The 22,605-nt window shown below is 66.2% G+C and carries 16 protein-coding genes; 13 read left to right on the forward strand and 3 right to left on the reverse strand.

The window, feature by feature from the left end; genetic code table 11:
* The gene (locus tag ON062_RS04090) at nt 1–933 is read left to right on the forward strand and encodes a sugar ABC transporter permease (RefSeq protein ID WP_274645843.1); all 933 of its coding nucleotides are present in this window, start codon (nt 1–3) and stop codon (nt 931–933) included.
* Nucleotides 934–992: 59 nt separating this feature from the next.
* A complete protein-coding gene (locus ON062_RS04095; RefSeq protein WP_274645844.1) occupies nt 993–4,589 on the forward strand; it encodes a glycosyl hydrolase 53 family protein in 3,597 nt (1,198 codons plus the stop codon).
* A 3-nt stretch (nt 4,590–4,592) separates the two neighbouring features.
* On the opposite strand, the gene rsmI is transcribed toward ON062_RS04095, so the two are convergent.
* Entirely contained in the window at nt 4,593–5,429 is an 837-nt protein-coding gene (gene rsmI / locus ON062_RS04100) for a 16S rRNA (cytidine(1402)-2'-O)-methyltransferase (RefSeq protein WP_274645845.1), read from the reverse strand.
* Between the two features lie 22 nt (nt 5,430–5,451).
* On the opposite strand from rsmI, the gene ON062_RS04105 reads away from it, so the two are divergent.
* Entirely contained in the window at nt 5,452–7,086 is a 1,635-nt protein-coding gene (locus ON062_RS04105) for a dolichyl-phosphate-mannose--protein mannosyltransferase (RefSeq protein WP_274645846.1), read from the forward strand.
* A 42-nt stretch (nt 7,087–7,128) separates the two neighbouring features.
* Here ON062_RS04105 and ON062_RS04110 read toward each other — a convergent pair whose 3' ends face one another.
* The gene (locus ON062_RS04110; RefSeq protein ID WP_274645847.1) at nt 7,129–7,965 is read right to left on the reverse strand and encodes an aldo/keto reductase; all 837 of its coding nucleotides are present in this window, start codon (nt 7,963–7,965) and stop codon (nt 7,129–7,131) included.
* 33 nt (nt 7,966–7,998) lie between these two features.
* Here ON062_RS04110 and hrpA point away from each other — a divergent pair, with 33 nt between their 5' ends.
* From hrpA to ON062_RS04130, 4 genes are all read left to right on the forward strand, one after another.
* A complete protein-coding gene (hrpA, locus tag ON062_RS04115; RefSeq protein ID WP_274645848.1) occupies nt 7,999–11,868 on the forward strand; it encodes an ATP-dependent RNA helicase HrpA in 3,870 nt (1,289 codons plus the stop codon).
* Nucleotides 11,869–11,896: 28 nt separating this feature from the next.
* The gene (locus ON062_RS04120; RefSeq protein ID WP_274645849.1) at nt 11,897–12,838 is read left to right on the forward strand and encodes an NADP-dependent oxidoreductase; all 942 of its coding nucleotides are present in this window, start codon (nt 11,897–11,899) and stop codon (nt 12,836–12,838) included.
* Between the two features lie 33 nt (nt 12,839–12,871).
* On the forward strand, nt 12,872–13,180 hold the full coding sequence (locus ON062_RS04125; protein WP_274645850.1) for a TrkA C-terminal domain-containing protein: 309 nt from the start codon (nt 12,872–12,874) through the stop codon (nt 13,178–13,180).
* A gap of 68 nt (nt 13,181–13,248) precedes the next feature.
* Complete coding sequence (locus ON062_RS04130; RefSeq protein WP_274645851.1) at nt 13,249–14,592, forward strand: aminotransferase class V-fold PLP-dependent enzyme; 1,344 nt, start codon at nt 13,249–13,251, stop codon at nt 14,590–14,592.
* A gap of 22 nt (nt 14,593–14,614) precedes the next feature.
* Here ON062_RS04130 and ON062_RS04135 read toward each other — a convergent pair whose 3' ends face one another.
* Nucleotides 14,615–15,943: a M20/M25/M40 family metallo-hydrolase gene (locus ON062_RS04135; RefSeq protein WP_274645852.1), complete on the reverse strand. Its 1,329-nt coding sequence runs from the start codon at nt 15,941–15,943 to the stop codon at nt 14,615–14,617.
* A gap of 62 nt (nt 15,944–16,005) precedes the next feature.
* Here ON062_RS04135 and ON062_RS04140 point away from each other — a divergent pair, with 62 nt between their 5' ends.
* Genes ON062_RS04140 through ON062_RS04165 form a run of 6 tightly spaced genes read left to right on the forward strand, consistent with a single transcriptional unit; the run spans nt 16,006 to nt 22,345 of the window.
* Nucleotides 16,006–17,004: a Gfo/Idh/MocA family protein gene (locus ON062_RS04140; RefSeq protein WP_274645853.1), complete on the forward strand. Its 999-nt coding sequence runs from the start codon at nt 16,006–16,008 to the stop codon at nt 17,002–17,004.
* Nucleotides 17,004–17,873 (forward strand): NYN domain-containing protein, encoded by an 870-nt coding sequence (locus tag ON062_RS04145; RefSeq protein WP_274645854.1) that lies wholly within the window; start codon nt 17,004–17,006, stop codon nt 17,871–17,873. Before ON062_RS04140 ends, ON062_RS04145 begins: the two co-directional genes overlap by 1 nt.
* A 42-nt stretch (nt 17,874–17,915) precedes the next feature.
* Nucleotides 17,916–19,103 (forward strand): ROK family transcriptional regulator, encoded by a 1,188-nt coding sequence (locus tag ON062_RS04150; protein ID WP_274645855.1) that lies wholly within the window; start codon nt 17,916–17,918, stop codon nt 19,101–19,103.
* 4 nt (nt 19,104–19,107) lie between these two features.
* Nucleotides 19,108–20,193 carry a sugar ABC transporter substrate-binding protein gene (locus ON062_RS04155; RefSeq protein ID WP_274645856.1) on the forward strand — a complete coding sequence of 362 codons (1,086 nt, stop codon included), beginning with the start codon at nt 19,108–19,110 and terminating at the stop codon, nt 20,191–20,193.
* Nucleotides 20,193–21,095, forward strand: coding sequence for an ATP-binding cassette domain-containing protein (locus ON062_RS04160; protein WP_274645857.1), 903 nt, complete (start codon nt 20,193–20,195; stop codon nt 21,093–21,095). Before ON062_RS04155 ends, ON062_RS04160 begins: the two co-directional genes overlap by 1 nt.
* Nucleotides 21,092–22,345 carry a sugar ABC transporter permease gene (locus ON062_RS04165; RefSeq protein WP_274645858.1) on the forward strand — a complete coding sequence of 418 codons (1,254 nt, stop codon included), beginning with the start codon at nt 21,092–21,094 and terminating at the stop codon, nt 22,343–22,345. Before ON062_RS04160 ends, ON062_RS04165 begins: the two co-directional genes overlap by 4 nt.
* Nucleotides 22,346–22,605: the final 260 nt, after the last annotated feature.

Raw genomic sequence — 22,605 nt, forward strand, 5'->3', positions numbered from 1 at the left:
ATGACCGAGCAGACCGCACCCACGCTCACCCGCGGCGGCACCGGCGCCGGCGGCCCGAACGAGACCACCCCTGACCGCACGCGCGCGCGTCGACGCCGCTGGTGGCTCGAAGTCGGGTGGAAGTACATCGTCGCGGTGGCGATCATCATCTACGCCGCTTTCCCGCTCATCTACACCTTGTCGGCCGCGCTCAACCCGCGCGGCAGCCTGTCCGCAGCGACCGGCCTGTTCTCCGACATCACGTTCAGCAACTTCGCCGCGCTTTCGAGCACCGCCTACTGGACGTGGATGGGCAACTCGCTCGTGATCTCAATCGCCACCTCGGTGGGCGCCGTGATCATGGGCGCGTGCGCCGCATACGCGTTTTCGCGCTTCCGATTCTCGGGGCGCCGGGCGAGCCTCACGGGCCTGCTCATCATCCAGATGTTCCCGCAGGCGCTCGCCTTCGTAGCGATCTTCCTGATGCTCCTCGCCCTGGGCGAAGTGGTGCCGGCGCTCGGCTTCAACTCGAAGATCGGGCTCATCTGCATCTACTTCGGCGGAGTCCTTGGCGCGAACACATTCCTGCTCTACGGATTCTTCAACACGATTCCCATCGAGATCGATGAGTCGGCGAAGATCGACGGCGCTTCGCACGCTCAGATCTTCTGGCGTCTGATCATGCCGTTGGTCACCCCGATCCTCGCTGTCGTGGCACTCCTGTCGTTCATCGCCACCTACTCCGAGTTCCTCATCGCCCGCATTGTGATGACCAGCGAAGACAACTGGACGCTCGCGGTGGGCATGTACGGCTGGGTCTCGAACCAGCTGCAGTCCAACTGGGGCTTGTTCACCGCCGGGGCCGTGCTGGGCGCCATCCCCATCCTCATCCTCACCCTGACGCTTCAGCGATACATCGTCGGAGGCCTCACGAGCGGCGCCGTCAAGGGCTGATCCGCCACATCCTTTCCCCCCTTCCCTATCCCCATCAACGCTGATCGGAGAGATCGACCATGTCCTCATACCGCAACCTGAGACCGGTCACAGTCGGCATTGTCGCCGCGCTAGCCGTCACCACACTCGCCTCCCCTGCCCACGCAGATGAGACCGAGCCCGTCGAAGCCGGAATCGTGGTGCAGAAAGTCGAGGGCCTCGCTGGCGACTTCATCATGGGCGCAGACGTGTCTTCCGCTCTCGCGCTCGAAGACTCCGGGGTGATCTTCCGGGATGCCACGGGCGAAGCATCCGACCTCTTCACCGTGCTGGCTGAGTCGGGCGTCACCGACGTGCGGGTCCGGGTGTGGAACGACCCGTTCACCGCCGCCGGCGAAGGCTACGGCGGTGGGAACAACGACGTGGAGCGTGCCGTCGAGATCGGCGAGCGGGCGACGGACGCCGGCTTCGGCGTCCTGGTCGACTTCCACTACTCGGACTTCTGGGCCGACCCCGCGAAGCAGAAGGCCCCGAAGGCGTGGGCATCGTTCACCGTCAGCGAGAAGGCAGAAGCGGTGACCGAATACACGACCGAGGCCCTCGAACAGTTCGTTGCCGCCGGTGTCGACGTCGAGATGGTGCAGATCGGCAACGAGACGAACAACGCCGTGGCCGGAGTGACCGGCTGGACAGGAATGGCGCAAATCTTCTCCGCAGGCTCGGCGGCCGTGCGTGATGTCCTGCCGGATGCCGCCGTCGCCGTGCACTTCACAAACCCCGAGACGCCCGGCCGCTACGCGGGCTACGCGCGCGAACTCGATGTGCGCGGTGTCGACTATGACGTGTTCGCCTCGAGCTACTACCCGTTCTGGCACGGCTCGACCGCAAACCTCACCTCCGTACTCAAGGGCGTGGCAGACACCTACCAAAAGGACGTGATGGTCGCGGAGACCTCGTGGGCGTACACGCTCGAAGACGGGGACGGCCACGGCAACGTCATCGACCTGCCCAGCGAAGCAACGCAGTACCCCGTGAGCGTGCAGGGCCAGGCCACCGCGGTGCGCGACGTGATCCAGGCGGTGTCTGACATCGGCGACGCGGGCATCGGCGTCTTCTACTGGGAGCCCGCGTGGTTGCCCGTCGGGCCCCCGAGCACGCTCGAAGCGAACAAGGCATTGTGGGAGCGCGACGGCTCAGGTTGGGCGTCGAGTTTCGCCGGCGAGTACGACCCCGAAGACGCGGGCCATTGGTTCGGCGGTTCGGCGTGGGACAACCAGGCACTCTTCGCATTCGACGGCACACCGTTGGAGTCACTGAACGTCTTCTCGTACGTTCGCACCGGTGCCGTGGCGCCCCGCGAGGTCACCAGTGTTGCCACCCCGGCGCTCACCTTCACCGAGGGTGATGACATCACGCTGCCGGCCACGGTGACGGTTTCGTACAACGACGGCTCCACCGAAGAGCAGCCGGTTACCTGGTCGCAGGGTGCCGAGTGGATCAGCGGAGCAGGCACGTACACGCTCACCGGCACCACTGCCTCGGGCCTGACAACGAGCGCTCAGATCACCGTTGCCCAGCGGAACTTCCTCCGTAACGGCGGGTTTGAAGACGACGATGTCAGCATGTGGCAGCGCTCCGGCAGCGCGCTCACGTTGCGCGCGACAGACGACCCGCGCACCGGGGCGCGCTCCGCGCACTTCTGGGACGGATCCAACTTCTCGTTCACGCTGTCGCAGACGTCTGCCGCTCTTCCGGCAGGGCAGTACGTCGCCACGGGTGCACTGCAGGGTGACGACGAAGGCGACACCGGAACCGTGCGCATTGTTGCGGCATCCGCCGCGGACGAACAGTCCGCCGCGTTCGCGATGACCGGGTGGCGCAACTGGTCGACCCCCCGCACGTCAGCGGTCACTGTCGGGGAAGGCGGCACCATTACCGTGACGGTTTCCGCCACGCTCCCCGCCGGGGCGTGGGGAACAATCGACGACATCGCGCTCATCTCCGTCGACGCCACACCGGCCGATACCGCTGCGCTGGACGACGCCCTCGAGCGTGCCGAGCGAGTCGACCGCGATGCCATCACCCCCTCGACTCTCGCGGTGCTCGACGATGCTCTCGAGATCGCGCGCATCGTGTCTGGCGCTGTGTCGCCGACCGCGCAGAAGGTCGACGAAGCGGCATCCCTCCTCATCGCAGCCCTCGACTCCTTGCAAGCCCGCGAGGGAGTCGAGACCATTCGAGTCTCGCCGGTGGCAATCACGGTGACCGATGGCGACCCGATCGCTCTCCCCGAGCGCGTGCGAGTAGATTCCTTCAACGGCATCAGTGAGCAGGTCGACATCGAGTGGGCACCGGGCATGGAGTGGATCCCCGGAGCAGGGACTTACCGCATCGATGGCCACACCGCGACGGGCGTAAAGACGACCGCCACGATCACCGTCACGGAGCGCAATTGGCTCGCAAACCCCAGCTTCGAAGACGCCGATTCGTCGGCGTGGAGCATCACCGGTACAGGTGCTGCCGCCGTTGCGAGCAGCAACGCGTCCGATGGGACACGAGCCGTGGAGTTCTGGGCTGACGCGGACTACGCCTTCGAGGTTTCGCAGACCGTCGATGGTTTGCCGGCTGGCGACTACACGCTCGAGGCGACCACGCAAGGTGATGGGATGGGCGAGTACACCGCGACCTTGCGCGGCACGTCAGGCGACTCCACCGCCGAAGCCACGCTCGAACTGGTCGACTGGCAAGAGTTCCGCACGGCGGTGGCCGCGCCCATCACCGTGGCGGCGGATGGCGCGGTGACGGTGCGCGCGAGCTTCGCGCTGGGCGCCGGGGCCTGGGGCACCGTCGACGACTTCCGACTGGTGCGTGGCGGGTCCGGCGACGTCGATGCCTCGGCGCTGACCGAGGCGCGGGATCGCGTCGCTGACCTCGCGCGCGACGGCTTCACGGCCACGTCGCTGGCGGCGGCCGACCGTGCGGCGGCGCGCGCGGACATCGTCGCACAGGCGTCGTCGCCTTCGCAGGCGGTGGTGGATGCCGCAGCCGAAGCGCTCGAGGAAGCCCTGGCCGATCTGATCGTCACTGACGCCGCATCGACCGCGCCCGCACGAGGTGTGCTGTCGAACGACAACGGTCACGACACCGGCCTTGCGGATGGCGCCTACACGGTGTCGATGAACCTCTGGTGGGGTCAGAACGCCACCGTGTGGCGACTGTACGAGGATGGCGAGCTCATCGCACGCGTGCCGTTGACCTTCGGTGGGCTCAGCCCTCAGGCAGCATCGGTGGCGATCGCCGGCAAGAAGAACGGCACCTACGAGTACACCGGAGTCTTGGTGAACTCGCGGGGCGAAACGCGGACCTCGACGATGCGGGTGAAGGTCACGGACGCGAACCCCGGCACGCCGGTGCTCAGCCACGACAACTATGACGGGGACGGCACCTACACGCTCACGGCCAACCTGTGGTGGGGTACGAACGCGACGACGTACCGGTTCTTCGAGGGCAACACTGTCATCGCCGAAGGCACCCTGACGGCGCAGACGCCCGGCGCACAGCGCGCGACGGTGACAGTGACGGATGCCCCGCTGGGCACGCACCGCTACCGCGTGGAGTTCTCCAACTCAGTGGGCAGCACCCTGAGCAAGGAGCTCGCCGTGAAGGTGCGCGGCTGAGCCCTACCCCGCTGTATCAGGCTTCCCTCGCGCGGCGAGGGAAGCCTGATACAGCTCCCGCGACGAATGCCCTGTCTGGGCTGACACCTCGCCGGCGGCATCCTTCAAGCGCGCGCCGGCAGTGACCAACGCCCCGACCTGCGCAACCGCGGTGTCGAAGTCGATGCTCTGCTGCGGGGCGCCCTCGACAACAATCACCAACTCGCCGCGGACTCCTTCCGCCGCCCATTCCGCGAGCGCAGCGAGACCGCCCCTCACTGTCTCTTCGTGCAGCTTGGTCAGTTCGCGACAGACGGCGGCTCTGCGGTCGGCTCCGAACACGTGAGCCATGTCCTGCAGGGTCGCCGCCACGCGCGAGGGGGCGTCGAAGAAGACCATGGTGCGGGGTTCGTTCGTGAGGGCTCCGAAGGCGCTGCGCCGCTCTCCTTGTTTGCGGGGGACGAACCCCTCGAAGGTGAACCGGTCGGTGGGTAGACCCGACACGGCGAGCGCGGTGAGCACTGCGCTCGGGCCGGGGAGCGCGGTGACCGCCACCCCCGCCTCCACGGCTGCCGCAACCAGTCCGTAGCCGGGGTCGCTGACGGTGGGCATGCCCGCATCACTCAGCACCAAGACGTCCTGCTCGCGCGCAAGGTCGACGATCTCGCCCGCCTTCGCCTTCTCGTTGTGATCGTGCAATGCGATCAGGCGCGGACGATGAGAGATGCCGAGAGCCGCCAACAGTCTCTGGGTGGTCCGGGTGTCTTCCGCCGCGATGACGCTCGCGTTCTCCAAGGCCTCGACGAGGCGACGCGTCGCATCGCCGAGGTTTCCGATCGGGGTCGCCGCGAGGATGATCACTCCCCCACCCTAAACTTGGGCCGTGACCGATGCCCCCCGGCCTTCCGATGACGCGCTCGATTCGAGCGGGTCGACGCTGCTTCCACGCGAGGACGGTCGCCCGAGCCTGTACGACAGGCTCGTCGCACGCATAGCCACCGACTCCCGGTTCGCGCGCCTGTACTCATGGCTCGCCCCCGCGCTGGTGACGCTCCTTGCGGGCGTGCTGCGCTTCGTGAATCTGGCGCATCCGCACGATGCGATGAACCAGTTCGACGAAACCTACTACGTGAAGGACGGCTGGACGCTCACGCAGTTGGGCTACGAAGCAGCGTGGCCCGAGGGCGCGAATGAGCAGTTCCTCGCAGGCGCGACCGATGTCTTCCTCACCGATCCGAGTTTCGTGATCCACCCACCGTTGGGCAAGTGGATCATCGGCGTCGGCATGCTGCTGTTCGGCTCCGACAACGGGTTCGGTTGGCGTTTCACCACCGCACTACTGGGTACCGCGACGGTACTCGTGCTGATGCTCCTCGCGCGACGCATGACCCGCTCGACGACGTTTGCGGTGGTCGCAGGCTTGCTGATGGCGGTGGATTCCCTCGCGATATCGATGAGCCGCCTCGCCCTGCTCGACATGACGCTCACGTTCTTCGTGCTGCTGGCTTTCCTCTTCGTCGTCGTCGATCGCACACGCACGATGGAACGCATCACGCACTTCGCCGCCCTGTGCGACGACGCGAGCCCCCCGGCGTGGGGTCCGATGCTGTGGAACCGGCCATGGATCATCGCGGCCGGTGCCACCCTCGGTGCGGCAACCGCGGTCAAGTGGTCCGGGGCGTGGGTACTCGCCGGTGTCGGCATCTACCTCGTCGTCACCGACGCTCTGGCGCGGCGGCACGCGGGGGTGCTGTTCTGGCCGACGGATGCCGTGCGCCAGGGCGTTGCGACCTTCACGCTGCTCGTGCCCGTGGCGTTCGGCGTGTACCTGGCGTCGTGGACAGGGTGGCTCGTGACCGACGGCGGCTACAACCGGCACGCAGCGGACGCGAGCCCCGCCGAGGGTGTGTGGTCGTGGGTGCCGCTCCCCCTGCAGAGCCTGTGGCTGGATCACGTCGCGATGTACAACTCCGCGGCGGGCATCTCCTCGCCGCACGCGTATGCGAGCCCGGCGTGGCAATGGCCGTTGCTCCTGCGCCCGACGTCGATGTACTACCACCAGGACGCGTTCGGCGAGGACGGCTGCGAGGTGGCGAACGGCTGCGCCCAGGCGGTGTTGAGCACACCCAACCCACTCGTCTGGTACGCCGGCGTACTCGCCGTGCTGTATCTGATCTACCGGTTCATCGTGAAGCGGCAATGGCAGGACGCCCTTGTCCTCTCGGCCCTGGCGATGACATACGTGCCGTGGTTGTTCTACACCGACCGAACGATCTTCCAGTTCTACACGGTGCTGATGCTCCCGTTCGTGCTCATCGCCCTGACGACGGCGCTGCGCGATATCAAGGGTCCACCCGATGCCGACCGCTACCGGCGGCTCACGGGTCAACGGCTCGTATGGGTCTTCCTCTGGGTCAGCCTCGCCGTCGCGGCGTTCTGGTATCCGCTCGCCACCGCGATGTCTGTTCCGTATGACTTCTGGCGCCTACACACTGACGCCTTCTTCGACTGGGTCTGACGCTGCACTCAACGCAGCGACAGACCCAGTCGAAAGGCGAGGTCAGTTCAGTTCGGTCGGGTGCGCCGACACGCGACCCGAGCCGTCACCGGGATCCATCGCGTCGATCGCCGCGATCTGGTCAGCTGTGAGCGAGAAGTCGAACACGTCGAGGTTCTCTTGCAGACGTTCGCGCCGCACGGACTTCGGGAACACGATGTATCCCTTGTCCAGGTGCCAGCGAATGACGGTCTGGGCGGGAGTCTTTCCGTGAGCTTCAGCGGCCGCGACGACCGGCGCAGCGCCAAACAGGTCGTACTTCCCCTGACCCAGCGGCCCCCATGACTCGATCTTCATGCCGTGTTCACCGGCCCAGTGCGTGATGTCCCGCTGCTGGTAGGCCGGGTGCAGTTCGATCTGGTTGACGGCGGGCACGACCCCGGTCGCCTCCACCAGTCGGTCCAGGTACTCCACCAGGTGGTTCGATACGCCGATGCTGGTTGCCAAGCCCGCTTCGCGGATCTCGATCATCTTCTCCCACGCGTGAACGTAGTTGTCGCGCGCGGGCGTCGGCCAGTGGACGAGATACAGGTCCACGCGGTCCAGACCGAGCTTCTCCAGGCTCTCCGCGATCGCAGCGTGAGGCTCTTCGCCGTCGTGGCGGTCGTTCCAGAGCTTGGTCGTGATGAAGAGCTCGTCCCGAGGGATGCCGGATGCCTTCACTGCCGCGCCGACACCGGATTCGTTGCCGTAGATCGCAGCGGTGTCGATGTGTCGGTACCCCAGCTCGAGGGCTTCGCTCACGGCGCGCTCGGTGTCGTCGGCGGGCACCTTGAAGACGCCGTAGCCGAAGGCGGGAATCGAGTGGCCGTCGTTGAGAGTCACGCGTGGAATCATCACCCCTCCAGCGTAAGCCGGTTAAGATCGAAGGCTATGCCCGAGATCGAACCGGTGATCGTCTATCCGGCCGAGCTGCCCGTCAGCGCGGCCCGTGACGAGATCGCGCACGCCATCAAGACGCATCAAGTGGTGATCGTCGCCGGCGCCACCGGATCGGGCAAGACCACCCAGCTGCCGAAGATCTGTCTCGAGCTCGGCCGCACCTCCATCGCGCACACTCAGCCCCGTCGCATCGCGGCGCGCACGATCGCCGAGCGCATCGCCGACGAGATGCAGGTCCCTCTGGGTTCTGCGGTCGGCTACAAGGTGCGCTTCACCGACAAGGTGTCGGCCGACACCAAAGTGGCACTGGTGACTGACGGCATCCTGCTCAATGAGATCCACCGTGACCGCCTCCTGCGCCGCTACGACACGATCATCGTCGACGAGGCCCACGAGCGCTCCCTCAACGTCGACTTCCTCCTCGGCTATCTGAAGCGCATCCTTCCGCGACGCCCCGACCTCAAGGTGATCATCACCAGCGCCACGATCGACCCCGAGAGCTTCGCCGCACACTTCGGTACACCCGATGAACCTGCCCCGATCATCGAGGTGTCCGGGCGCACGTTCCCGGTCGAGGTGCGCTACCGCCCCCGCACCGACGATGCCGAGGACGATGTCGACGGCATCACCGCCGCGTTGCGCGAACTCGATCGCGAACCCGCTGGCGATGTCTTGGTGTTCCTCCCCGGTGAAGCCGAGATCAAAGACGCAACGGATGCCGTGCGCGGCATGTACGCGAAGGATGCCGCCCCGACGGAAGTGCTTCCGTTGTATGGGCGCCTCTCCGCGGCCGAGCAACACCGCGTGTTCGAGCGCTCCCAGGTGGCGGGCGTGCGGCGCCGCGTGATCCTTGCGACGAACGTCGCCGAAACGAGCCTGACCGTTCCGGGAATCCGCTACGTCATCGACACCGGCACTGCGCGAATTTCGCGCTACAGCACCCGCAGCAAGGTGCAGCGACTCCCGATCGAAGCCATTTCTCAAGCCTCTGCGCAACAGCGCTCGGGTCGTGCCGGTCGCACCAGCCCAGGCATCGCCATCCGCCTGTACGCCGAAGACGACTTCACCACGCGAGATGAATTCACCACGCCCGAAATTCTTCGCACCTCCCTCGCCTCGGTGATCTTGCAGATGCTCTCGCTGGGGTTCGGCGACATCGCGTCGTTCCCCTTTCTCACGCCGCCCGATTCCCGCGGTGTGCGAGCCGCGTTCGACCTGCTGCGAGAACTCGGAGCGGTATCGACGTCACCGGGTCGTGGCGGGCATCCGTCTCTCACCGACATCGGACGCGAACTCTCGCGCCTACCGATCGATCCGCGCTTCGCACGCATGCTCATCGAGGCACGGCGAACCGGGGTCCTGGGTGATGTGCTGCCCATCGTCGCCGGGATGTCGATTCAGGACGTCCGAGAGCGCCCCGAAGAGCATCGCGAGGCAGCCGATCGTCTGCACGCACGCTTCGCCGACCCGACGAGCGACTTCATGTCCCTGCTCGGTCTCTGGACGTACCTGCGAGCAAAGCAGGACGAACTCGGATCAAGCGCGTTCCGCCGCCTCTGCCGGTCAGAGCACCTGAACTATGTGCGCGTGCGCGAATGGGCTGACGTGCAACGGCAGCTGACCAGCCTGATGCGCGTGAGAGACCGAGCGCCCGGTGACGCCCACGACCCGGATGCAATCCACAAGGCGCTGATGTCCGGGCTGCTCTCGCAGATCGGAATCATCGACGACCGGGCATCCGCTTCGCGCGCGGGGTCGGCAAAGGCGGATGCCCGCCGCGGGGCCGAGTATCTCGGGGCACGCGGTACCCGTTTCGCGATCTTCCCCGGCTCGGGCCTGAAGAAGAAGCGCCCGCAGGCGGTCATGGCGGCCGAGCTCGTCGAGACCTCGCGCCTATTCGCACGCACGGTCGCGGCGATCGACCCGGCGTGGGCCGAGGAACTCGCCGGCGATCTCGCCAAGCGCCAGCTGAGCGAGCCGCACTGGTCCAAGACCGCGGGTGCGGCATCCGCCTACGAGAAAGTCACTTTGTTCGGGGTGGAAATCATCCCGAAGCGGCGGGTCCAACTGGCGCGGTTCGACCGGCCCCTCGCACGAGAGCTGTTCCTGCGACACGCACTGGTCGACGGCGATTGGGACATCGCTCATCTGGACAAGCGCCTCTCGGCGTTCGAGCGGCGCAACCTCGAACTGCGAAGACGCCTCGAGAAAATCGAGGAACGCGAACGCCGACGCGACATTCTCGCTGGCGACGAAGCGGTCTACCGCTTCTACGACACGCGCATCCCGCACGATGTGTTCGATGTCCGTTCGTTCGAGACCTGGTGGCGCAACGCACAGAACCGCACGCCGCGCCTGCTCGACATGCGCGAAGCAGACCTCCTCGATGACACCGCCCGATCGGATGCGGCGGACTTTCCCGCCCGCTGGCATCAGGGCGACCAGGTCCTCTCCCTCGCGTATCGGTTCGAACCTGGGGCAGCCGACGACGGTGTCACCGCCATCGTCCCGCTCGCACTCCTCGCGCAGGTCACATCGACCGGGTTCGACTGGCAGGTTCCGGGCATGCGCGACGAATTGATCACCGCGTTGCTGCGTGCACTCCCCAAGGCGCTGCGGCGTCACGTCGTGCCCGCCGCCGATTGGGCCGCGAAGTTCTCCGCCGAGCTCGCAGACTCGGGTCCCGAATCGCACGCGGGCAAACCCGACCTCACCCTGCGAGACGCCCTCGCTGCGCGCATCCAGCGACTGGCGAGCACCCCGGTCACGGCCGCGGACTTCGAGATGGAACGCGTACCAGCGCACCTACTGATCTCATTTCGGGCCGTCGATGAGCGAGGTCGTACCGTCGGTTCGGACCGCGACCTGAGCGCGCTCCAGCAACGTCTAGCCGCCAAAGCGCGCACTTCGGTGGCGAAGTCGCTCTCGCGCCCGCCCGCACAACGCGGCCCTCGCCTGCCCGCCGCTCCCGCTGAGGGCGCGGTCGACTCGGCGTTCTCCGAGCGCTCGGGGCTCACGTCGTGGACGTTCGGCGACCTCCCCGCCGTCGTCGACACACGCGTCGCCGGTGGCGTGGTGCGCGGCTACCCCGCAATCGTCGATACGGCTGACTCGGTCGCGCTGCGCATCGAGTCCACACCGGATGCCGCCCTCGCGGCATCCCGAACAGGCGTTCGCCGCCTGCTCCTGCTCGCAGTACCTTCCCCCGTCGCGTACGTGCTCGACCACCTCACGGCGCCCGAGAAGCTCGCGCTGGCTTCGTCTCCATATCCGTCGGCGAAGGCGCTGATCGAAGACGCCCGCGCAGCCGTCGCGGACGCAGTCATGGCGCGCGTCACCCCTGACGGCGTTCGTACGCAGCAGCAGTTCGAGGCCGTGCGAGATGAGCTCTCGCGCATCATCGTCGACACCCTGTTCGAAACCGTGTCACTCTCGGCGAAGATCCTCACCGCCGCACGCGAGGTTGAACGCGCCGTGCGTGACCAGAACTCGCTGACTCTGCTCGGAGCGCTGAATGACGTCAAAGGGCAGCTCGCCGGGTTGCTGTTTCCGGGCTTCATCGTGCGGACCGGAACACAGCAACTACCGAACGTGCATCGGTACCTGCGTGGTGCGCATGAGCGCGTGCGGGCGCTCGCCGATCACCCTGGCCGGGATCGCCAGCGCATGAGCGAGTTCGAACGGGCCGCGAACCTCTACCAGGAGGCCGGCGGCAGCATCCCACTACCCGCAGGCGCTCCCGCCCGACTCGTGCACGCCCGCTGGCTTCTCGAGGAGTACCGAATCAGCTTGTTCGCGCAGCAATTGGGTACGGCCGAATCCGTCTCGATTCAGCGAATCACGCGCGCGCTGAAGGAATAGAACCCGCCCGAGCGTGTTGGGAACCTGCATGGCACAAGCGATCGCATACCGTGAAATCGGCGCCCCCGAGGTGCTGGAGATCATCGACATTCCCGATGTCATCGGCGGGCCCGACGAGGTCGTCATCGCCGTCCAGGCCGCGGGCGTCAACCCGATCGACGCGAAGCTGCGGTCCGGGATTCGCCCGACACCTGCCATCACATCCCCGCGTCGCGTCGGCGCCGACGGTGCCGGCGAGATCATCCACGTCGGCAGCGAAGTGAACGGCTTTCGCGTCGGCCAGTCAGTCGCGTTCATCGGCGCCCAGGGCGCCTATGCCACGCACGTCCCCGTGCCCGCGTCACAGGTCTTTCCCCTCCCGGCGGGGGTGACGCCCGCTCAGGCGGCGGCCATCGGGATTCCTGCGGGAACGGCATACCAGGCTCTGCGCTCCCTTGCTGTCGGCGCCGGCGACGTGCTGCTCCTCCACGGCGGCTCAGGTGCCGTCGGGCAAGCGGCAATCCAGTTCGCCGGCCTTTGGGGCGCTGACGTGATCGCCACGGCCTCCCCCGCCCGCTTCGATGAGGTGCGCGCGCTCGGCGCGACTCCTGTCGAGTACGGACCCGGCCTCGAAGAACGCGTGCGATCGGCCACTCCTCGGCCGATCACGGTCGCCCTGGATGCCGCGGGCACCGACGAGGCGATCGTGACATCGCTGGCGCTCGTGAGCGATCGTTCCCGCATTGCAACGCTGGTGCGGGGGGCGGATGCTCCCGGATTCGGCATTCAGGCATACAGTGGCGGGTCCGCACGCGCGCTATCCGACGACGAGCTGCGTTGGCGCTCGGAAGCCGTGCCCGTCACGCTCGCGCTACTCGCCCGTGGCGCATTCACGGTGGAGTTGGGGCCGAGTCTCCCCCTCGCGGAAGCAGCGGAGGCACACCGGCTCGTGGAGTCGGGAACACGCGGGAAAATCATCCTGCGTCCCTGACCCCGGCGAAGGCGTATCCTCGAGCAACTCGGCGTGCACAAGGTCATCTATCCCGAGAAGGACATGGGGCGTCGCGTTGCCCACTTGGTGCGAGGCGCAGCCCTTGACTTCATCGAGATCGCGCCGGGCTACGCCATGGTGAAGGCGCCCGTCCCCTCCTCGATCCAGGGCATCCCCCTGGGCGACACGAAGCTTCGTCGCACCCACGGAGTCACGGTGGCTGCTTTTCAGCACGACGATGTCTGGGACAACGCCGACAACGTCACGGTGCTCCACGAGGGGGACACCATCCTTGTCGTCGGAAAAACGCGCGCGGCAGAGCACTTCGCTCAGTTGCGCTGAGCTTCTCCTTCGCGCAACAGTTCGACACACCCGCACGCGCGGGCGCGTGCTCGTCCGACAATGGAGCCATGTCCGAGACTTCGCGCGCCTTCGCCACCGCTCAGGTGCAGGCTGGCTATGTTCCCAGCGCCGCCGAGAACACCGCCATCCCCCCGATCCATCAGTCGAACGCGTTCGAATTCTCTTCACTCACCCAGGCACGCGAGTTGTTCGCCCTCAAGCGCGACGGCAACATCTACAGCCGTGCCGCCAACCCCACGGTCATCGTGTTCGAGCGCCGCGTCGCTGAGCTCGAAGGCGGGATCGCGGCGGCCGGTGTCGCGTCGGGGCAGGCCGCGGTCGCGGTCGCACTCCTCGCGCTCGCGAAGAGCGGTGAGCACATCGTCGCCGCCCGCCAGCTCTACGGCGGCACGGTCGATCTGCTGCAAGACACGTTCGCGGATTGGGGTATCGAGGTCACGTTCGTCGACCAGGATGACCTCGACGCGTGGCGGGCCGCGGTGCGGCCGAATACGCGTGCACTGTTCGCCGAGTCGATCACCAACCCCATTGCCCAGGTGCTCGATGTGCAGGCGGTCGCCGACATCGCTCATGCTGCGCGGGTGCCGCTCGTCATCGACAACACCGTGGCCACGCCGTACCTACAGCGCGCGAAGGACGTCGGTGCCGACATCGTCGTGCACTCCGCGACGAAGTTCCTCGGCGGCCACGGCACCTCCCTGGGTGGGGTCGTCGTCGACCTCGGCACGTACGACTTCGGCGCCGAGCCCGACCGATGGCCGCAGTTGAACGAGCCGTACGCGCGCGTGCACGGGGAGAGCCTCGTCGAACGGTTCGGCGCCACCGGCTCGCCGTACATCACGCTGGTGAAGACGAAGTACGTCCACGATCTGGGCCCGTCATTGTCGGCGTTCAACGCTTTCCAGCTGTTGCAGGGCATCGAGACGCTGGATCTGCGCATGGCCCGCCACACACAGTCCGCACACGCGATCGCCGAGTTCCTCTCCGAGCATCCGGCCGTCGCTCACGTGCACCACCCCGCTCTTGCGGGCAGCCCCTGGCATGACCTCGCTGAACGTTACTTGCCCCGCGGCGCGGGCTCGGTGTTCTCGTTCGACCTCCACTCCAGCGGTGACGACGAAGAGGACTTCGCACGCGTGGAAGAGTTCATCTCTCACCTCGAAGTGGTGCACCTGGTCGCCAATATCGGCGACGCACGAAGCCTCGCCGCGCACCCCGCGTCGATGACGCACAGCCACATGTCTGCCGATCAACTGGGTGAGGCGCGCATCGGCTGGACCACCGTACGATTGTCGATCGGCCTTGAAGACCCGGCTGACATCATCGCCGACCTTGACCGCGCCCTGCGTGCTGTTCCCGTGGCCGTCCGAGATTCCGTCGCCGCCGGCTGACCACCCGCGTCGGCTCGCGTCGTCAGCTCTTCTCGATCAACGCACGGTAAAAGGTGATGCCGCGCAGCCACACATCCACGCGAATCCGCTCGTTGTGCGAGTGCAACGCATCACGCTCTGCGCGAGTGAGATGAAACGGCGTGAACCGGTAGACGTGCGCGCTGATCGCGGTGAACCATCGGCTGTCGCTCGCCCCCAGCTGTAGGTAAGGCGTTGTGACCACGTCTTCTCCGAGGGTCGATGTCACGGCCTGGGCGATCCTGCGCCATTGCGCCCCTCGCCACGGCGACACAGCCGAAGGATCCGATGCGTGACGCACCTCAACCTCCACAAGCGGATCGGCAATGACACGCCGCACGCGCTGCGTGGCACTGCGAACGGTGTCGCCGGTCAGCAAACGAATGTTGACACTCGCGCGCGCGGTCGTCGCCAGGACGTTCTCCCCCGGCGCCCCCTGTAGCTCGGTCGCCACCGCGGTGGTCCGAACGATCGCATTCATCTCAGGCCCCATACGGGAGAACACCGCGGCGACGAGCGGGCCGGTGAGAGCGAGCGAGCCGAACAACGTGCGCAATGGCTGAGGCGTGTGCGGCGCAAGCGTGGTGAGCATGGCTCGCACGGGCGCAACCATGCGCGTCGGGAACGGCCGGCGTCGCAGACGATCGATCGCACGGGCGAGCCGGGCGGTCGCGGGCATCGCTGGCGGAGTCGAGGCGTGCCCACCGTTCTCGCGGGCTGTGAGCAGCAGCGTCATGACTCCCCGCTCGGCGACACCGACCATCGCGGTGGGAACCGTGACCCCGGGAACGACGCCGTCGACAACGGCGCCGCCTTCGTCGAGCACCAGGTCGGGTCGGATGCCGCGCTCGCGCAGGGCGTCGACGATCCGCCGTGCGCCACTGCCAGCGACCTCTTCGTTGTGACCGAATGCGAGGTACACGTCACGCGCGGGGACGAAGCCCCTCGCCGCCAACTCTTCAACTGCTTCGAGAATGGCGACGAGTGAGCCCTTGTCATCGATCGCGCCACGCGCGTGGATCGTGGCATCCACCCCCTCCCCGAGCACGTGCGCCTCGAACGGCGGGTGTTCCCATTCGCCTGGCACAACGTCGACGACGTCGATGTGTGCCATGAGGACGGTGGCGCCGGCTTTCTCTTTTCCGCGCCACCGGTACAGCAAAGAGTGAGAATCGATCACCTCGCGCTCGAGGGTCTCATGCGTCGCCGGGTAGAGCCTCTCGATGGTCGTCATGAAGAGTGCGAAGGGCGCCCAGTCGGTCTGGCCTTCGTCAGCGTGCGACACCGTAGGGATGCGCAGGATCTCACGGAATCTGTCGACAGAGGAACTCACCCCGCGAGCCTACCCGTGCACACACACGTCGTCCTTGCCCGGGAGATCGGTACGCTCGAACAATGACGACACCTTCTTCGCCCGGCCTGCGCTGGGGAATCCTGGCCACGGGAGGAATCGCGCACGCGTTCGCCTCTGATCTGCGCACGGCGGGGCGAGAGGTCGTCGCGGTCGGTTCGCGCCGCGCCGAGGCTGCCGCAACATTCGCCTCGCACTTCGACATCGCGCGTTCGTATGGCTCGTACGAAGAGCTCGCAGGCGACCCCGACGTCGACATCATCTATGTGGCGACGCCGCATCCGATGCACAAAGAACACGCGCTCCTCGCCCTTACCCACGGGAAGCACGTCTTGGTGGAAAAGCCCTTCGCCTTGAACGCCGAGGAGGCCGAAGAGATCCGCGCCGCTGCGGCAGAGCGCGGACTGTTGGCCATGGAAGCGATGTGGACGCGCTATCTTCCGCACATGATCCGCATCCGCGAGATCATCGAGGACGGAACGCTCGGCGAGATTCGCGCAGTGGTCGCGGACCACACGCAGAAGATTTCCAGTGATCCGTCGCACCGCCTCAACGCTCTCGAACTCGGCGGCGGGGCCCTGCTCGATCTCGGAATCTACCCGATCTCCTTCGCGTGGGACATCCTCGGCGAGCCGGTCGGCATCGCCGCTGCCGCACGGCTGAGTGAAACCGGAGCCGACGCCGAGGTCGCCACCATCATGACCCACATGAACGGGGCTCTCTCCACGTCGCTCTCCGCCTCGCGGTCGGCGGGACCCAACGTCGCCTCGGTCATCGGCACGGATGCCCGCATCGACATCGATCGCGTCTGGTACACCCCGTCGTCGTTCCGTGTGGTTGCCGCCGACGGCACAGTGATCGAAACCTTCGTGTCTGACATCGAGGGGCGCGGCATGCAGTTCCAAGCCCTCGCCGCCGAGCGGTATGTGGCATCGGGCGCGCTGGACAGCGACCTCCTTCCGATCGCCGAGAGCGTCGCCATCATGGAAACGCTCGACGAAGTTCGCGAAATGATCGGCGTGCGCTACCCCGGAGAAGAATGATGGCTGACGTGCAAGACGCTCGCGTGGCGGTGTACCTCGACTTCGACAACATCGTCATGAGTTGGTACGACCGGGTGCACGGTCGAAACTCGTACTCTCGCGACCGGCAGAAGATCTCGGCCGACCCGACCGATCCCGAGATCGCCGAGCGACTCGCCGCGGCCACGATCGATGTCGGGGCGATCATCGACTACGCGACGTCTTTCGGCACACTCGTTCTCACGCGGGCGTACGCGGACTGGTCTTCCCCGGTCAATGCGATCTACCGCTCTCAGCTCGTCGCCCGTGCGGTCGATCTCGTGCAGCTTTTTCCCGCGGCCGCGTATGCCAAAAACGGCGCCGATATCCGCCTCGCCGTCGACACGGTGGAGGACATGTTCCGACTCCCCGACCTCACGCACGTCGTGATCGTCGCCGGTGACTCCGACTATGTCCCTCTCGCCCAGCGCTGCAAGCGGCTGGGGCGATTTGTCGTCGGTGTAGGCGTGGCCGGGTCGACGGCCAAGTCCCTCGCCGCCGCATGCGACCAGTTCGACTCCTACGACGCGCTCCCCGGTGTGACCCCGCCCGAACCCGAGCCTGACAAGAAGCAGGAAGCACCGTCACGCTCGCGGCGCAAGAAGACATCGACTGACCCGGGTGCCGACCTCTTGCAGCGTGCGCTGCGCCTGGAAAGCGACAAGGGTGGGATCGACTGGCAACACGCCTCCGCGGTGAAGAGCTTGATCAAGCGTCTCGACCCCGCTTTCAGCGAGAAGGCACTCGGGTTCAAGAGCTTCACCGACTTCGTCAAAGCCCATCCGAAAGTCGCCGAGATGGATGAATCCGGCAACATCGTGCAGATCCGCCTGATCAGCGATAGCCGCTGAGCGCTCTCCCCTTCGCACGCCCCGCGCGGGTACAGTGGGCCTGTGGTCCGCAGAATCGCCCCACCGGGGTCCCAGACGTCGCTTCGCGAAGCCAATCGCGCGCGCCTGCTGGATTCCCTGAAGCGGCACGGGCGTTTGACGCAGGTCGAACTGGCCGGGAGCACGGGTCTGTCGCCCGCGACGGTGTCGAACATCGTCAAAGAGCTCACCGCGTCGGGCATCCTGCACACATCGTTCACCTCGCGCAGCGGTCGTCGCGCCACGCTCGTCTCACTCGCACGCCAGGTGGGACTCGTCGCCGGAGTCCACTTCAGCTCACGCCAACTGCGTATCGCCATCGCCGATGCCACGCGAACCGTCGTGTCGCAGACATCGCTACCTCTCGCGCTCGACCATCGCCATGACGCCGAACTCGACCGGTTGTCTATGCTCCTCAGCGACATGATGGAGACCCTCGGCGGAACGGTTGCCGACTTGCTGGCTGTGGGGATCGCTCTCCCCGCGCCGATTGACATCCACACCGGGATGGTTTCGACGCCGGGGCTCCTTCGCGGGTGGGAAGGCGTCGACATCGCCACGGCCATGTCCGCACGTATCGGCCGGCCGGTCTACGTCGACAGCGAGGCAAACCTCGGCGGTCTGGCTGAAGCCCGCGAAGGCGAAGGGCGTGAGGCCGCGGCATCCGTCTTCATCCGCATCGGACACACGATCAGCGCCGGGCTCATCGTCGGCGGGGATCTCTTTCGCGGCGTGAACGGCAAGTCAGGGCAGATCGGCCACGTCACCATCGACGAGAACGGCCCCATCTGCCGGTGCAGCAATCGCGGGTGTCTCGAGACGTACGCGGGCGGACCGGCGTTGCTTTCTCTTTTCCCTGCCGGCGAGGGGATGCAACGCCTGAGCGATCTGCTGCAGGCGGCCGAAGACGGCGACGGCAGCGCGCGCCGTGTGATCGCCGATGCGGGCCGCCACATCGGCATTGCCACTGCGAGCTTGTGCAATCTGTTCGATCCTGAGCTGATCATCGTGGGTGGCGAACTCTCGGCAGCGGGTGAGATTCTGATGGCGCCGATGCGGCACTCCCTCGAGCGCACCGCTCTGGGATCGGCAAATGGACTCCCCGAAATTGTCGGCGCATCCTTCGGCGAGTGGGCCGAGACCCGCGGCGCGATTGCCATCGCCCTGGACCATGTGACGGTCGACGCAGACGCCCTCGAGATCACCGCCTGACCCGATGCCTGATCTCATTCCGCGACGGCGCGGCACTCGTGGGTTGCGCGTGACTCTCGTGGTTGCGGTTCTCGCGATTTCGTGCAGCATCACAAGCGGCTGCGCGTCAACGAGCGACGCCACCGCGGGCAGCATCGCCCTCCTTCTGCCCGATGCGAAGACCGCGCGGTATGAGACCTTCGATCGCCCGATCTTCGAGGAGCGCGTCGCGCAACTGGGCGACTACGACGTGATGTATTCGAACGCGGATCAGGATGCCGCGCAGCAGCAACAGCAAGCGGAATCGGCGATCACGGCGGGAGCCGACGTACTCGTCCTGGACCCTGTCGACTCGACCGCCGCCGCGTCGATCGTGCTGTCGGCCAACGCGCAGGGTGTCCCAGTGATCGCTTACGATCGTCTGATCCTCGGCGGCGACATCGCCTACTATGTGTCCTTCGACAACGAGAAGGTGGGTCAATTGCAAGCCAGTGCGTTTCTCGATCGTCTCGGAACGATGAGTGGCGCCGAGGGGATCCTCATGGTGCATGGCTCCCCCACCGACAACAACGCGCGACTGTTCCGCGAAGGCGCCCACGAAGTGATCGATGCCGCGGGCGTGCCGATCCTTGCCGAGTTCGACACGCCGGGGTGGAGCCCCGAGCGCGCACAAGAGTGGGTCGCAGGGCAGATCACCCAATACGGCGACGACATCGTCGGCGTGTATGCGGCCAACGATGCCACCGCGGGCGGAGCCATCTCTGCCCTGCGCGCCGCAAATGTCACGCCACTCCCCCCGGTCACCGGACAGGATGCCGACCTCGCCGCAATCCAGCGCATCGTCGCCGGCGACCAATACATGACGGTGTACAAGGCAATCCGTCCCCAGGCAGAACTCGCCGCCGATGTTGCGGTCGCGCTCATGCGCGGGGAGGCTGTGGACGCGCCGATGCAGGTCAACGGCATCCCGACCACTCTCTTGGATCCCGTCGCCGTGCGGGTGGAAGACATCGCCGACACGGTCGTCGCGGACGGGTTCTGGACGCTGGATGACATCTGCACGCCGGCGTACCGCGAGGCCTGTGTGACGGCAGGATTGCTGAGCGAATAATGCCGACCCCACGCACAACCGCCGTCCGTAAGGGCCGCACTCGCGAGCCCATCCTCACGATGTCGAACATCGGCAAGCATTTCGGCGCCGTCAAGGCCCTCACCAACGTCGACTTCTGGGTCAACGAAGGCGAGGTGGTGGCGTTGATCGGCGACAACGGCGCCGGAAAATCCACGCTGGTGAAGCTCCTCGCTGGCGTGCACGCACCCGACGCAGGACGCATCCAGTTCGATGGTGTCGACGTCGACATTCCGAGTCCGGCCGACTCGCACGCCCTCGGTATCGCCACGGTATTCCAGGATCTCGCGCTGTGCGACAACCTCGATGTGGTCGAGAACCTGTGGCTAGGTCAAGAGCTTCGCAATGGGCTCAGCCTCGACGAAGTCGAGATGGAAGAGCGCACGTGGATGCTGTTGCGCGAACTGTCCGCGAAGCTGCCATCGGTGCGCACACCCGTCGCGTCACTGTCGGGTGGGCAACGCCAAACCGTAGCGATCGCACGATCGCTCATCGGCGACCCTCGTGTGGTGATCCTCGACGAGCCGACAGCAGCGCTGGGTGTCGCGCAGACCGCCGAGGTTCTGAATCTGATCGTGCGGTTGCGAGAGCGGGGACACGGTGTGGTGCTGATCAGTCACAACATGGCCGATGTCATGGCTGTCGCCGACCGGGTCGTGGTGCTCCGGCTCGGCCGCAACAACGGCATCTTCAACGTTGCCGACGTCACGAGCGAGACGCTCATCGCCGCTATCACGGGGGCAAGCCTGTCGCCGCCCATGCCGGCGACGCCTCACACGGACCGCACTCCGGCAACGCCGGATGACACGCCTCCGCCCGAAGGAATCGTCTCGCTCGTCGGTCGCGGTCGCGGTCGGCGAGGCTCGACCGGAGGCACCCGATGACGGCATCCGATCGCCCTTCTCAACGCCCGAGCGCCGTCGAATCTACACCCGCTACCGGGGCATCAGCCGTCGTTGGCGAAGCCGCGTCTTCCCTCTGGGAACGCATCCGCGGTGGCGACCTGGGATCGCTGCCCGTGATCATCGGCTTGGTGCTGATCTGCACCGTGTTCCAGATCCTCAATCCCGTGTTCCTGTCACCGGTGAACCTGGTGAACCTCACCATGCAGTGCGCCGCGATCGGCACCATCGCACTCGGCATCGTCGTCGTTCTCCTCGTCGGAGAGATCGACCTCTCAGTGGGATCCGTTTCGGGGCTCGCCGCGGCAATCGTCGCGGTCGGGTTCGTCGAGCAGGGCTGGCCCCTCGCCGTTGCGATCCTCGTCGCACTGATCGTGGGATGCCTGATCGGCGCGCTCTACGGCATGCTCTTTGCGCGCTTCGGGTTGCCCAGCTTCGTGATCACCCTGGCGGGGCTCCTCGGATTCCTCGGCGTGCAGCTATGGGTGTTGGGCGACTCCGGCTCCATCAACATTCCGTTCGACTCGTGGCTGGTTCAGTTCGCGCAGCAGATGTTCCTCCCCCCGTGGATGGCATACGCCGCGTCGGTCGCGGCCGCAGCAGGATTCGCCTGGGTCCACGTCTCGCGTGCCCGCCGCCGCACCGCTGCGAATCTTCTCAGCGAGGGGTACCGCGCAATCGCCCTGCGCACCATCCTGTTGCTCGTATTTCTCCTCGGTGTCTCGTGGTACCTGAATCTGTCACGCGGCGTGGGAGTCATGTTCCTGTCATTCGTCCTACTCGTGGTGGTGATGAACTACGCCCTCACCCGCACGCGCTGGGGTCGCGCGGTCTACGCCGTGGGCGGCTCGTCAGAGGCCGCACGCCGCGCCGGCATCCGCGTGAATCGCATTTATCTCTCAGCGTTCTGCCTGTGCGCGACACTCGCCGCCGCGGGTGGGATCCTCGCGGCAGGGCGACTCGCCGCGGCGAACCAGAGTTCGGGCGCGGCCGACACGAATCTCAATGCGATCGCGGCGGCAGTGATCGGCGGCGCGAGCTTGTTCGGCGGCCGAGGTTCCGCGTTCTCCGCGCTCCTGGGGATCGTCGTCATCCAATCGATCTCGTCTGGGCTCACGTTGCTCAATCTCGACTCGTCGATCCGTTTCATCGTGACGGGCACCGTGTTGGTACTCGCTGTGATCGTCGACTCAATGTCGCGCCGAACGCGCGCATCACACGGTAGAGCCTGACACTACCGCGCTGGTATTCATTCATACGGAAAAGCCGGGAATCGCGACAGTCGCCCCACCACTGAGCATTTACTTAATCCTCGCGTACATTTGCGCAGCATTATGCGCACTTCGCGCCATCGATCACGCACAGCACAGCGCGTTGCAAAAGCGTTACGTTCAAGACTTGACGCCAATGCGCGGAAAGAGTTTGATCGACACAACGCAAGAGAGTCGGCACGGATGCCGCGCTCTCGTCGGTTTCAATGATGAAAGGCGAA

Source organism: Microbacterium sp. C7(2022) (assembly GCF_028823665.1).
In the GTDB taxonomy this organism is placed as follows: domain Bacteria; phylum Actinomycetota; class Actinomycetes; order Actinomycetales; family Microbacteriaceae; genus Microbacterium.

What these genes read in the sequence shown, in the direction of transcription:
- ON062_RS04090 (WP_274645843.1), top strand. Translation starts at nt 1, where the DNA reads ATGACCGAGCAGACCGCACCCACGCTCACCCGCGGCGGCACCGGCGCC.
- ON062_RS04095 (WP_274645844.1), top strand. Translation starts at nt 993, where the DNA reads ATGTCCTCATACCGCAACCTGAGACCGGTCACAGTCGGCATTGTCGCC.
- hrpA (WP_274645848.1), top strand. Translation starts at nt 7,999, where the DNA reads ATGCCCGAGATCGAACCGGTGATCGTCTATCCGGCCGAGCTGCCCGTC.
- ON062_RS04120 (WP_274645849.1), top strand. Translation starts at nt 11,897, where the DNA reads ATGGCACAAGCGATCGCATACCGTGAAATCGGCGCCCCCGAGGTGCTG.
- ON062_RS04130 (WP_274645851.1), top strand. Translation starts at nt 13,249, where the DNA reads ATGTCCGAGACTTCGCGCGCCTTCGCCACCGCTCAGGTGCAGGCTGGC.
- ON062_RS04140 (WP_274645853.1), top strand. Translation starts at nt 16,006, where the DNA reads ATGACGACACCTTCTTCGCCCGGCCTGCGCTGGGGAATCCTGGCCACG.
- ON062_RS04145 (WP_274645854.1), top strand. Translation starts at nt 17,004, where the DNA reads ATGGCTGACGTGCAAGACGCTCGCGTGGCGGTGTACCTCGACTTCGAC.
- ON062_RS04155 (WP_274645856.1), top strand. Translation starts at nt 19,108, where the DNA reads ATGCCTGATCTCATTCCGCGACGGCGCGGCACTCGTGGGTTGCGCGTG.
- ON062_RS04160 (WP_274645857.1), top strand. Translation starts at nt 20,193, where the DNA reads ATGCCGACCCCACGCACAACCGCCGTCCGTAAGGGCCGCACTCGCGAG.
- ON062_RS04165 (WP_274645858.1), top strand. Translation starts at nt 21,092, where the DNA reads ATGACGGCATCCGATCGCCCTTCTCAACGCCCGAGCGCCGTCGAATCT.